Source organism: Mycobacterium sp. NPDC004974, from assembly GCF_053600815.1.
Map to the genome: position 1 here is coordinate 495,722 of NZ_JBSGAQ010000001.1, position 12,459 is coordinate 508,180.

Genomic DNA, 12,459 nt, shown 5'->3' on the forward strand with positions numbered 1-12,459 from the left:
GAATTTCTGGATCATTTGATCCAATCAATCGATCCAGATAACGTCCGGGACATGTGGAATTCGAGTTCGATCAAGTTCGGGGCGTTCCTGGCGCCCTACCACCCCCTCAACGCCGACCCGGCACTGCAGCTGCGGCGTGACATCGACCTGATGGAACACCTCGACCATCTCGGCTTCGACGAGGCGTGGATGGGTGAGCACCACTCGACCGGGTCTGAAATCGTCCCTGCGCCAGACATGTTCATCGCCGCAGCAGCAGAGCGCACCGAGCGCATCCGCTTCGGCACCGGCGTGATGTCGCTGCCCTACCACCACCCGCTGGTCACCGCGGACCGCATCACCCAACTCGATCTGCAGACCCGCGGCCGGCTGATCGTCGGCACCGGGCCGGGCAAGATCCCGCTGGACGCGCACATGATGGGGATCAACCCGAGCGACCAGCGTCGCATGCAGGGCGAGGCGCTGGAGGCGGTACTCCGGCTGCTACGCGGCGAGGTCGTCAACATGGAGACCGACTGGTTCACCCTCCGCGATGCGCGGGCCCAGTTGCCCACCTACGATCCGGCAGGCATCGAGGTGGCGACCGCGTCGACCATCTCTCCGAACGGGTCGGTGCTAGCCGGCACGCACGGGCTGTCTCTGCTGTCGCTGGCGGCCAGCTCACCGACCGGATTCGACGTGCTCGACCGCAACTGGGGTGTCTACGAGAAGGTTTCGGCCGAGAACGGACACCGGGCGGACCGCTCCACCTGGCGCCTGGTCAATCCGATGTTCATCGCCGAGACCCGGGCCGACGCGGAGCGGGCCGTCAGCCGCCGGATCCATGCCATCGCCGAATACGTCAACCGCCAGCAGGGCATCAACCCCGACTGGGCGCAGACCCCCGAGGGCATCATCAACCAGTGGCGCACCGACAACCTGGGCGAGTTCGGCCAGGTCATCATCGGAACGCCTGAAGATGCGATCGCGCAGATCGAGCGTCTCATCGAGAAGACCGGCGGATTCGGCACGCTGCTGATCATGCATGTGGACATGGCCGGCTGGGACGACACGAAGCGCAGCTACGAACTGTTCGCCTCCGAGGTCGTCCCGCACTTCAAGAACCGCAACGTCGGACGGCAGGCCAGCATGCAATTCGCCGAGGACAACAGCCAATACCTCCTCGGCGGCCTCATCGGCGCGATCACCAAGGCGCACACCGACTATTACGGCCAGCCTGCCGAGCAGCTCGCCGGGCAGGGGGCCTGATGCGCGCGGCGCAGTACTTCGAAGGCACGTTCACCGTCACCGACGTCACCGAGCCACCGGCCACCGGGCCCGGGCAACTGCGCATCAAGGTTGTGGCCTGCGGCATCTGCGGCAGCGATCTGAGCATGTCGAAGGATCCGTGCCGGTTCGTGTCGGTCGCAGCCGCCGGGGGCTTCCCGCTCGCGGTGTTCGACCACAGCAAGCCCATCGTGCTCGGACACGAGTACGCCGGCACGGTCGTCGAATGCGGTCCGGGCGTCACCGATTTCGAGGTGGGTGACCGGGTCGCGGGTATCGGCGTCGCCACCGAGGCCGGCACCGGCATCCCGACGATCATCGGCTATTCGAACGAATACCACGGTGCCTTCGGCGAGTTCATCGTCGTCGACGGGTTCTGGGTGCGCAGGGTGCCGGACGGGTTGTCCCTCGAGCACGCAACGCTGGCCGAGCCGCTGCACGTCGGCGAGATGCACGTGCAGCAGTCGGGGCTCACCGAGGCCGACGCCGCACTGGTGATCGGTTGCGGCTCTATCGGTCTCGGCACGATCCTGGCGGCCAAGGCCCACGGTGCGCACACGGTGATCGCCGCCGAGCCCTCGCCCAAGCGCCGCGAGCTGGCACTCAAGATGGGTGCCGACATCGTGGTCGACACGAACGAGCAGGATCCCATCGAGCTGTGGAATTCGATGCTCATGGAAGGCCGCGGAGGTAATGGCATCCTCATCGCCTACGAGTGCAGCGGGCGCGTCGGCACCCTCAACACGCTGACCCACACCTTGCCGTTCGGATCCCGGATCCAGGTCGTGGCTTCACCTTTCGGTGACGAGACGATCATCCCGGTGGTCGCCCAGTTCCGGCAGATCGCGATCAACTTCGGCCACGGCCCCTACCATGAGGCCTATGACACCGTGCTGAAGCGGCTGGCCGACGGCGAGATCGACGCCGAGGCGATCATCACCGGCCGGGTCGGTCTGGACGGGCTGGGCGACGCTTTCGAGGCGCTGCGTGACCCCGAGGCGCACGTCAAGATCCTGGTGCTGCCCGGGGCGTGAGGTCGGCGAAGTCCGCGCTGTGCGTCGAGGGGGCGCGCAGCGCGGAATCGCGGTCAGCCGGCGTGAACCGGCGTCACCGGAATACGGCCGGCACTGGCGCCACCATCGACGGTCAGATCCGCGCCGGTGATGTACGACGATGCGTCCGAGGCGAGGAATGCCACGACGTCGGCAACCTCTTCGGGGGTACCGACGCGCGTGAGTGGCGCACCGGGATGACCTCCGAGACCGCGTTCCACCTCGAGATGGGCGATCATCGGCGTGTCGATCATGCCGGGATAGACGGTGTTGACCCGAATGCCCAACGGGCCCAGCTCGATTGCCGCGACCTTCGACATGCCGCGCAAGCCCCACTTCGATGCGCCGTATGCGGTGTAGCCGGCGAGTCCCTGCACACCGGCCTGTGACGAGATGTTGACGATCGAGCCGCCGCCGGCGGCCTTCATCGGTTCCGTGACGGCCTGCATGCCGAGGAAGGCGCCGATGAGATTGACCCGCAGCATCTGCTCGAATCCGGCGGTGTCCTGCTCAGCCAGCGGCACCACCTTGCAGATGGCGGCATTGTTGACCAGCACGTCGACCCGTCCGAACTCCGCCATCGCGGTATCGACGGTTGTGCGCCAATCGATTTCGCTGCCCACATCGTGGCGGACGAAGCGGGCGGCGGGGCCGATCGATTCGGCGACCCGCTCACCCTCTTCGGCGAGGACGTCGGTCAGTACCACCCGGGCACCGAGCGCGGCGAACAACCGCGCTTCGGCTTCACCCTGTCCGCGGGCGGCGCCGGTGACGATCGCGACCTTGCCGGACAGATCCATCAGCTTCGCGTTCACCATGGCTACTTCTCGTTCTGGTCGATGCCGGTCAGCAGGATCTCCGACATCCGGCGGGGGAACTCGGTGACCTTGGCCATGGCCACGATCTGACGCGGCATGACGACATGGCGCTTGTTGCGTTCGATGGCGTCGGCGATGGCAGTGGCCACGACCTCGGGCTCGAGTGCGGACGAAGGCAGCATCCGCAGGCGTTCGAACCGCTCGATCGTCTTGCGCGCGGGCGTGAATTCCCGGATGTGGTCGATCATGTCGGTCCTCACCTCGCCGAGCTGGACGAGCGTGGTGCCCACAGGCTTACCCCGCAGCTCCGCGCGGATACCGGCGGTGAAATGGCTCAGGCCGGCCTTGGAGGTGCCGTACAACGTGACGCCGGGACCCTGCGCGATCGCACCGTAGGACGACACGTTGACGATGTGACCGCGGCCCCGGCTCACCATCCGCGGCATGGCCTGGCGGCACAACTCCAGGGGTGCGGCGAGGTTGACCTGCAGGAGGTTCTGCACGTCGGAGGCGCTGGCGTCGGGGAACAGGCCGACCCGGTCGATTCCGGCATTGTTGACCAGGATGTCGACGGGGCCGTCGGCCTCGACCTGGTCCAGCAGTGCCTCGACGGCGGCGGGATCGGTGAGGTCGGTCGGGTAGGCCCTGCCGCCGATCTCCTTGGCGAGCAGGTTGAGCGACTCGGCATCGCGGGCCACCACGGCGACGTCGACGCCGCGTGCGGCCAGCACCTCGGCGATGCTCTTGCCCAGTCCGCGGCTCGCGCCGGTGACCAGAGCGCGGGTGTTCCTCAGCTTCATGGGTTGCCTTTCAATGGTTTTCAGGTGTGGTCGTGGAGCACAGGGCGTCGCGAACGACGGCGCACACGTCTTCGGTGGCCTCGGCGGCGGCGGGGAGGTGGTCGGCGAGGTTGAAGAATCCGTGGAAGCCGCGCTCGTAGCGCCGGACGCTTACTTCGGCGCCGCCGGCCGCGAGCATGCGGGCATATTCCTCGCCCTCCTCGCACAGCGGATCCAGGGCCCCGGTCAACACGTGCGCATCCGGAAGTCCGGTCATGTCACCGAGAATCGGCGATGCCGACACCTCTGCCTGTGCGCCGCTGTCGCCGAGGTACTGCGCGGTGAACCACTGCATGTGCTCGGCGGTCAGCACCCCGCTCTTGGTGTGCGGGCTGGACAGCGAGGACTTACGGCGCTGATCGACCACCGGGTAGATCAGCACCTGGAATGCGATGTGCGGCCCGCCGCGGTCCCGTGCCGTCATCGCCACCACCGCAGCCAGGTTGCCGCCCGCGCTGTCGCCCGCGATCACCAGCCGGTCGGGGTCGCCGCCGAGGTCGCCAACGTGGGCGGCCACCCATTCGGTTGCGGCCCAGGCATCTTCGACCGCGGCGGGATACGGATGCTCCGGCGCCAGCCGGTAGTCGACCGAAACCACGATCGCGCCGATGCCGTTGGCGAGCCTGCGGCAGCACGAGTCATGGGAGTCGAGGTCGCACAGCACGAACCCGCCGCCGTGGAAATAGACGAGGACAGGTAGTCCCGCGTCAGTGTCGATGCGGGAGTCGGTGGGGTCCAGCGGATGGTAGATCCGTACCGGAATCTCACCGGCGGGACCGGGAATGGCACGGTTCTCGACGCGGCTCACCTGCATGGGTCTGGCCGGTCGGCGGCTGGCCTTGAGCCGGGCCCGTACCTCGGCCGCGGCGGCGATGGGGTCGCTGCCGCCGGAGAGGATCGGGGCGAACGCGTCGCCCATCCGACCGGCGACCTCACGCTTCATGGTTTCGGAGTCGCTCACTTGGAACCCCCGGTCAGCTCACCGCGAAGCACCTTGCCGGTGGCGTTGCGGGGCAGCCTGCCCAGGAACTCGACGTCCCGGGGGATCTTGTACCGGGCCAGGTTCGCCCGCACGTAGTCCTTGATGTCGTCGGGGGCCAGGGTGGCGCCGTCGACCAGCACCACATAGGCATTGAGCCGTTGACCGAAATCGTCGTCGCTGACCCCGATGACCGCCACCTCGTCCACCTCGGGATGACTGGTGATCAGATTCTCGACCTCCAGCGGATAGACGTTCTCACCGCCACAGATCACCATGTCGTCGTCACGGCCGTCGATGTAGAGCCGGCCGGTGTCGTCGAAGTGCCCGACGTCGCCGCTGCTCTGCAGCCCTTCGATCGATTCCTTGGTGCGGCCGTCGGTGTAGCCCGCGAAGCTCACATCGCTGCCGGCGAAAACCCGGCCGATCACGCCCGGTTCGGTGATCTCGTTGCCCGCATCGTCGTACAGGCGCACCGCGCATCCCACCGGCGCCCGACCCGCGGTGCGCGGATCGTGCAGCAGGTCCTCGGGCATCGCCACCGTCATTACCGCGAGTTCGGTTGAGCCATAAAGGTTGTAGAGCACCGGACCGAACTCGGCGAGGGTGCGCTTGACCACGTCGGGCGGCATGGCCGACCCCGAGACGAAGATGATCTTGAGCGACGAGGTGTCGTATTTGTCGCGAATATCCTTGGGCAGGGTGAGAATTCGCTGCAGCATCGTGGGCACCACGACGAGCACGTCGCAGGCGTGGTTCTGGACTGCGCGCAGCGTCTCCTCGGGGTTGAACTTGCGTCGCAGCACCAGGCGGTTGCCCAGCGCCAGCGACAGCACCGCCTGACCGAGTCCGGTGCCGTGGAACATCGGGGCGGCCAGCATGCAGGTCTGACCGCGGCGCCGCGGCACCCGGTCCAACAGCTGCGCCGAGAACAGGGGAGAGGTCTTGCCGCGCGGGGCGCCCTTGGGTGTGCCGGTGGTGCCGCTGGTCAGCAGGGTCATGCCGCCGGGCTTGGCGGGTGCGGCCACCGGTGCCGGCGAGGTGGCGGCGATCAGGCCTTCCAGCGAGCCTTCGACGTCGGAGGTCGATCGGTCATCGGTCCACGCCAGGAAACGACGTACGCCCGGATCGATGGCGCTGACGAGGCCGGTGAACTCCTCGTCGTAGATCAGCACGGTGACCTTCTCGCGGGCCGCGACATCGGCCAGCTGAGGTTTGGCGAAGCCGGTGTTCATCAGCAGCAGTTGTGCCCCGACCTTGCCGGCCGCGGCCAGGATGGTGACCAGTCCCCGATGGTCCCGGCACAGTGCCGCGATGACCGAGCCCGCTCCGATTCCCCGGGAGTTCCAGGCCCGGGCGAGTGCGTTGACCCGATCGTTGAGCTGGGCGAACGTCACGTCGCCCCATTCGTCGGTGATGGCGATGGCGTTGGGGTCGCGGGTGGCGGCGCTTTCGATGACGGCGGCGAAGCCGCCGAACTGGCGGACCAGCTTTGCCTGCCGGATGCCGTCGGCAGCTCCACCGGACAGCCCTGACTCGCGCAGCACCGCGATGCTGCGGGCGATCACCCGGAACCGGTTGACCTTGGCGGCGAGGCTGGCAGGGCGCGGAATGGCTCGCTTCATGGCGCAAACCGTAGGTCGCAGCGAGGCGGCTGCGGGTTGCCGAGTCTCGCTGGGCGGGACAGCTTGTCTACTGGGACACACGTTTGGATAAGAGTGATGACAGCCACAGAAAGTGCCGTATCGGCGGCCGGACAAGCGAGGGTGAGAATGCGGCGTTTGAAGGGTGAGGACAACAGCTTCCTGGCGTGGGAGAGCTCCGTCCAACCGCAGCACACGATGAAGGCTGTCGTGCTCGACCCGAGCCAGATGTCCGAGCCACTGACGTTCGACCGGCTCAAGACCGCGGTGCAGGGCTGGGTCGACAACATCGAGCCCATGCAGTGGCAGTTGCTGTCCCCGCGGGTGGGGTTCGGCCGGCCGTGGTGGGTTTCGCGGCCACGGATCGACATCAACCACCACGTGCAGCGGACCACTGCGCCCGCACCCGGTGGCGACGAAGAGCTCGCCGCGACGATCGGCGAGATCTTCGAGGTGGCCCTGGATCGCGACCGGCCTGCCTGGCAACTGTGGTTCGTCGAGGGTCTGGCCGACGGTCGCATCGCCCTGGTGCTCAAGATCCACCACGCCGTGGCCGACGGCGCCGCATCTCTGCGGCTGCTGGAAACCCTGTACAGCACCGATCCGCAGACTCCGTTGCCGCAGCCGCGATCGACGCCGTTGCCGAACGAGCGGCGCCCGGCACCGTGGATCTGGTGGCCGCTGGTCCTGCGTCACCAGATCGCGGCACTGGCACGTTTTCCGAGCATCATCGCCCGTACCGTGGCCGTCACCGGCGTGATCCGCCGCCGGCAGAAGGCCGGAAAGCCCGGTTACGCAGAGGCATTCGCCGCGCCGGCCATGCCGTTCAACGAACCGTTCTCGGCCAGCCGCCGATTCGCCTACCGCCGCTGTGACGTGACAGAGATCAAGCGGGTGTCAAAGGCTTTCGGCGTCACGATCAACGACGTCTTCCTCAGCATCTGCGGTGGGGCCCTGCGCGACTACCTGGCCGAGAACGGACAGCTCAGCGACGAAAGCTTGACCGCGGTGGTGCCGGTCTCGATGCGCCCGGACGAAACCGAAACCGAGGCCGAGTGGGGTAACAAGGTGGCGCGCTGGAACGTCCACCTCGCGACCCACATCGCCGATCCGGTGGAGCGATTGGCCGCGATCGCCTCGGCGACCCGCACCGCGCGTGAGGTACAGGCCGAGCGTGACGCCTGGCTGCAGCACGACTGGATGGAGTACTGGCCGCTGTTCTGGTTGTACTCGCGGGTGCTGCCGATCCTCGGGGCCAAGATGAAGCGCCGCCCGATGTTCAGCCTGATCGCGTCCAACATGCGCGGCCCGCAGAACACGCTGTACTGGGGCGGCGCACCGATCGAACAACTCATCTCCTCGGGGCCCATCGTGTTCCCGATGGGGTTGAACTTCACCGGGTGGAGCTACCGCGACGAGATGGCGATCTGCGTGCTGACCTGTGGCGATCAGGTGTCGGATCCGTACGGCATCGCTGACCGGGTGCCGCACGCGCTGGCGGAGCTGGCGGCGCGGGCAGGTTCAGCCGGCGCCGGGATCCCCGCCGATGCTTCGAATCGTCAGGCGGTATCCGGCTAGGACATCGAACCAGAGGCGGGCCACCGGATCCGTCGCATCGAGTGCATGGCGGCTGCCGCTGCTCAGCAGTTGATCGGCGGCGGTGCGGGCGCGGGTGACGGCCTGACGCAGCGCCGTCGCGGCGGCGGGGGCATCGGCGCTCAGCGCCGCGACGAGTTGCAGCCGCGCGGCGTCGATGTCAGATTCCGCCTTGGCCACCAGCACCGCCGACGATGTCAGTTCCGTGGTGTCCTCGCTGCCGTACGAGGTGGCCAGCCGCTGGCGGACCTGGCCGACATGTGCCTGCCACACGCCGGCGGCGGCGCCGACGACGGCAGCGGCCTGCCCGGCCCAGTCGAGTACCAGGCAGGAAGGTGGGGCATCGTCGAAATCGCCGGTGTCACAAGAACTGTCGTCTGTATACGGGAACACGGCTTGTGCGTCGATGACCGTATCGGACGCCGCGACGTCACCGATTCCGGCCGAATCCAAGCCGCGCACGCCGGCCTGTCGGGCTACCTGCACCACATCGCGGGGGAGAAGGACACACCGGACCGAATCCCCTTCCCGGGCGCTGAGCAGCACCCAGTCCGCGAACAGGGCCGCCGTCACCGATTCCCACTGACCGGTCAGCCGGAAGTTCGTGCCGTCAGGAGTCAACCGCCCCGTCGGTTCCCGGCCGGCGGTGACCAACGCACCGGCGTCGGCGCCCCACACCCGTTCGGCGGCAGTGTCGCCGAGGCCTGCCACCGTGTAGGCGGCGGCATTGACCGCCGCGGCCGACCACCCGCCCGACCCGTCGCGCTCGGCGAGGCCGGCCACGGCGGTGACGAAATCGACTGCCTCCGAAGCCGATCGGGACACCGCACGCCCGCCGTAACGGGCCGGCTGCAGCAACCGCGACGACGGCTCGCGCAGGACGGCAATCGATTCAGTAGCCGAGACGCCGGGATCGACGCCGCGCGCAGCGGGCGGCTCGGCCATATGACCTCCTGGGAGGGGCGACGAGTGGTATCCACGATGGTGACATACCCGACGGGCAGGATAGGGCGGCACTGATGACGCAGAATGTGCGCGCCGCAGTGCGCCAGGCACTGCCGGCGATCGCCCAGGCCGCCGCCGATGTCGACCACACGGGGGCCGTCGACCCCTCGGTGATCGGCGGCCTGCACGACGCGGGTTTCTTTGCGATGCTGCAACCCAAGGCGTTCGGCGGGATGGAGGCCGATCCGGCCGAGTACCTGGCGGTCACGCGCGACCTTTCCGCGGCATGTACCTCCACCGGCTGGCTGGCCGGGTGGTTGGGGGTCAACACCTGGCATCTGTCGCTGTTCGACGAGCAGGCCCAGCGCGACGTCTGGGGCCGGGATCCGCGGACCCTGCTCTGTGAGTCGTACGCCCCGACCGGCCGGCTCGAACGAATCGGTGACGACTTCCGGTTATCCGGCCGGTGGAGCCGGTGCACCGGAATCCTGCACTCGTCGTGGCTCATGGCCGCAGCGGTGCTGGTCGGCGACGACGGTGCGGCCCAGGATTTCCTGGTGGCCCTGGTGCCACGAGCCGACTACGTCGTGGAATCGAGTTGGAACAGCGTGGGATTGCGCGGTATCGGTGCGCACGATGTCGTCGTCTCGGGTGCGGTGGTGCCGCGGTACCGCACGTTCGGCTGGGTCAGCGGCGAGCAGCTCGGCAGGCTGGCTCCGCTGTACCGATTGCCGCAACCGACCATGTACACCCACACCGGCACGGCTCCTCTGCTGGGCGCCGCCGAGAACATCCTTTCGGCGCTGCGGCCCCGGGCCGGCTCGTCGGTCGATCCGGTGGCGATGGCGTGCAGCGATCTCGAGTTGTCGGTCCGGCAGATCGAACGCAACCTCGGCGATCTCATGGACTGTGTCCGTGCCGACCTCACCCCGGACAGCGACCTGGTGCTGCGGTCGCGGCGCGACCAGGTGCTGGCCTCCGAGCGTGCCGTCGCGGCGATCCGGACGTTCATCGCGCACTCGGGCGGTCGTGATATCGAGGACCCATTGGTGGAACGGGTGTGGCGCGACGTCCAGACGGCGCAGACCCACGTGGCCAGCAACGTGGAGCAGGTGTTGGCCCTCGTCGGCCGTCACTCGTTCGGCATGGAGGTCGACGAGATCCTCTGGTAGCCAGCCGCCTTCAGACCCACGCGTCAGAGGTCAACGTCCGCAGCACGCGGGACAACAGGTTGTCGGTGGCCTGCGCGTGCGACGGGGCAATCGATGCGGAATCCCGTGCGCCGGTTTCTCGGGAGCCCAGTTGCTGGGAGATGTGCCGGGCCGCACGGATCACGAACGGGGCGGTTCGCTGCAGACGGTGCAACGGCACCGCGCCGGTCAGCGACAGGCCCGCCACCTCGCCGTCGGCCGAGCGAAGTGGGGCCGCCACGCTGGTCAGTCCGATCGCCAACTCCTCGTTGTCGTAGGCGAGCCCGTGCCGGGACCGGATCCGGGCCAGTTCCCGGTGCAGGGTCTCCAGATCGCTGATGGTAGATCGGGTGGACCGGGTCAGCCGTGGCCCCAGGACGGCGTCCACCTCCTCGGCGGGAAGCTGGGCCAGCATGGTCTTCCCCAATGCGCTGGCGTGCGCGGGCGAGTGCCCGGCGACGCGGGTCGGCACCACAGCACTGTTGCGGCCGGCCACCTTGTCGAGGTAGACCACGTCACCGCCGAACAGCACGCCGAGGTGAACCACCAGTCCGGTGTCGGCATGCAGGCGCGACAGGGTCGGCGATGCCACGCTGCGCAACTGCGAGTGGTCGACCATCCTGGTCACGGGCAGCGGGGAGGCGGCCAGCGCATAGCCGTCGGGGCGGTGTTGCAGGAGGCCGGCGCTGTGCAACTGCTTGAGAATCCGGTGCACCGAGGACCGGGGAAGGCCCGTGCGGCCCGCGATCTGGTCCAGCCGCAGGTGCTTGCCGGGCTCGTCGAAGACGTTGAGGATCAGGGCCACGCGATCCACCATCGACACGGCCGTCTCCCGTTGTTCGGCGCGTGGTCGTGATGTCGCGTTGCTGGTGGATGCCGGCACCTGCGCCCCCTAGGACGTCGAACAGTGAGTCACTCACGATCTCACTCAGCGGGATGCTGCCGCAACCACCTGATTGCGGTACCCGACCATGGTGGTCAGCACGCGGTACGCGCGACAAGGGAGTTTTGGATGCGTGGTGTTGAAATGACCAGGGACGTTCTGGACGGCATCAATGAGAATGCCGATCGGATACAGGCACTCGGGCCCGTCAACGAGACGCTCGGCCGGCTCGACAACCGGACGGTCGATGCGCTGCGCGAGTCCGGGGTGATGCACATGCTGCAGCCCGCGGAGTTCGGCGGTATCGAGACCCATCCCGGCGACTTCGCCGAGGCCGTTCTCGAGATCGCCCGGCTCGACGGGTCAGCGGGTTGGGTCGCCGGTTCGGTCGGCGTGCCGCCATGGGCATTGGCCTCGGCCGACCGGCGTCTGCGCGACGAGGTGTGGGAGGCGGACTCCGATATCTGGATCGCCTCGGCGCACACGCCGGCCGGACTGCTCCTGCCTGTCGACGGCGGCTATCGGCTCTCTGGCGAGTGGCGGTCGGTCGCGGCGATCGACCACTGCGAGTGGGTTGTCGTCGGGGCCCGTGTGGTCGGCACGGGCGATAGCAACGGGCTCGGCTACTCGCTCGTCCCGCGGTCAGATCTGTGCATCGTCGAGGAATCCTGGGATGCGATCGGGTTGATCGGCACCGGAAGCAAGAGCATCACGATCGCCGACGTGTTCATTCCCGGGCATCGGCTGTTGAATCACAACAGCATCGTCGACGGCACCGCGGCGGGACACGCGGGTCTGCGCAATCCGATCTACCACATTCCGCTGAGCACCATTGCGCCGCTGGGCATCACGGCCGCGGTGATCGGCATGGCCGAGGGCGCCCTGGCCCAGCATGTCGGGACAGTGGACTCCGACGGCCCGGTCTCCGAACACGCGGCCGCCGAGATCCGGGCGTCGCGGCTGGCGTTGCTCGACACGCTGACGGCCTCGTTCAACCGGGTATTGGACGGGCCCATCGACCCCGGTATGCGGGCACGCGCGCGCCGTGATCAGATCGCCGCAGCCCGCAGGGCGGTGCGTGCGATCGATGAGATCGTCTGTCACTCAAGCGTTGACGCGCTGCGCCGAACCAGCCCGGTGCAGCGGTGGTGGCGGGATGCGCACGTCGGGCTTGCGACCGTGGTCGGCGAGTCAAGGGCGGTAGCCCCGTAACTGACGGAAAAGCGGTGGGCGGCGCTGATTGTCAGC

At 68.0% G+C, this 12,459-nt stretch carries 11 protein-coding genes; 5 read left to right on the forward strand and 6 right to left on the reverse strand.

The annotated features are described in order from the left end of the window. The first annotated feature begins 51 nt into the window (after positions 1-51). Together ACWEFV_RS02485 and ACWEFV_RS02490 are read left to right on the forward strand one after the other, a co-directional pair. On the forward strand, positions 52-1,248 hold the full coding sequence (locus tag ACWEFV_RS02485; protein ID WP_450068949.1) for an LLM class flavin-dependent oxidoreductase: 1,197 nt from the start codon (positions 52-54) through the stop codon (positions 1,246-1,248). Beyond that, the gene (locus tag ACWEFV_RS02490) at positions 1,248-2,300 is read left to right on the forward strand and encodes an alcohol dehydrogenase catalytic domain-containing protein (protein ID WP_450068950.1); all 1,053 of its coding nucleotides are present in this window, start codon (positions 1,248-1,250) and stop codon (positions 2,298-2,300) included. The genes ACWEFV_RS02485 and ACWEFV_RS02490 overlap by 1 nt, the downstream gene beginning before the upstream one ends. Positions 2,301-2,353: 53 nt before the next feature. On the opposite strand, the gene ACWEFV_RS02495 is transcribed toward ACWEFV_RS02490, so the two are convergent. From ACWEFV_RS02495 to ACWEFV_RS02510, 4 genes are read right to left on the reverse strand one after another with little or no spacing between them, the layout of a single operon-like run. Continuing rightward, positions 2,354-3,133, reverse strand: coding sequence for a glucose 1-dehydrogenase (locus ACWEFV_RS02495; RefSeq protein ID WP_450069255.1), 780 nt, complete (start codon positions 3,131-3,133; stop codon positions 2,354-2,356). A gap of 5 nt (positions 3,134-3,138) precedes the next feature. Next, positions 3,139-3,936: an SDR family NAD(P)-dependent oxidoreductase gene (locus ACWEFV_RS02500; protein ID WP_450068951.1), complete on the reverse strand. Its 798-nt coding sequence runs from the start codon at positions 3,934-3,936 to the stop codon at positions 3,139-3,141. A gap of 10 nt (positions 3,937-3,946) precedes the next feature. Continuing rightward, the gene (locus ACWEFV_RS02505) at positions 3,947-4,936 is read right to left on the reverse strand and encodes an alpha/beta hydrolase (protein WP_450068952.1); all 990 of its coding nucleotides are present in this window, start codon (positions 4,934-4,936) and stop codon (positions 3,947-3,949) included. Continuing rightward, positions 4,933-6,579, reverse strand: coding sequence for an AMP-binding protein (locus ACWEFV_RS02510; RefSeq protein ID WP_450068953.1), 1,647 nt, complete (start codon positions 6,577-6,579; stop codon positions 4,933-4,935). Before ACWEFV_RS02510 ends, ACWEFV_RS02505 begins: the two co-directional genes overlap by 4 nt. A 147-nt stretch (positions 6,580-6,726) precedes the next feature. Here ACWEFV_RS02510 and ACWEFV_RS02515 point away from each other — a divergent pair, with 147 nt between their 5' ends. After that, positions 6,727-8,175 carry a wax ester/triacylglycerol synthase family O-acyltransferase gene (locus tag ACWEFV_RS02515; protein ID WP_450068954.1) on the forward strand — a complete coding sequence of 483 codons (1,449 nt, stop codon included), beginning with the start codon at positions 6,727-6,729 and terminating at the stop codon, positions 8,173-8,175. On the opposite strand, the gene ACWEFV_RS02520 is transcribed toward ACWEFV_RS02515, so the two are convergent. Beyond that, entirely contained in the window at positions 8,119-9,138 is a 1,020-nt protein-coding gene (locus ACWEFV_RS02520) for a hypothetical protein (RefSeq protein ID WP_450068955.1), read from the reverse strand. The genes ACWEFV_RS02515 and ACWEFV_RS02520 overlap by 57 nt on opposite strands. Before the next feature lie 74 nt (positions 9,139-9,212). Between ACWEFV_RS02520 and ACWEFV_RS02525 the strand changes: the two genes are divergently transcribed. Then, positions 9,213-10,310, forward strand: a complete 1,098-nt coding sequence (locus ACWEFV_RS02525; RefSeq protein ID WP_450068956.1) for an acyl-CoA dehydrogenase family protein — start codon at positions 9,213-9,215, stop codon at positions 10,308-10,310. A 10-nt stretch (positions 10,311-10,320) separates the two neighbouring features. On the opposite strand, the gene ACWEFV_RS02530 is transcribed toward ACWEFV_RS02525, so the two are convergent. Continuing rightward, positions 10,321-11,145, reverse strand: coding sequence for an IclR family transcriptional regulator (locus tag ACWEFV_RS02530; protein WP_083671353.1), 825 nt, complete (start codon positions 11,143-11,145; stop codon positions 10,321-10,323). A gap of 210 nt (positions 11,146-11,355) precedes the next feature. Between ACWEFV_RS02530 and ACWEFV_RS02535 the strand changes: the two genes are divergently transcribed. Then, a complete protein-coding gene (locus ACWEFV_RS02535) occupies positions 11,356-12,423 on the forward strand; it encodes an acyl-CoA dehydrogenase family protein (RefSeq protein ID WP_167857817.1) in 1,068 nt (355 codons plus the stop codon). Positions 12,424-12,459 lie beyond the last annotated feature (36 nt).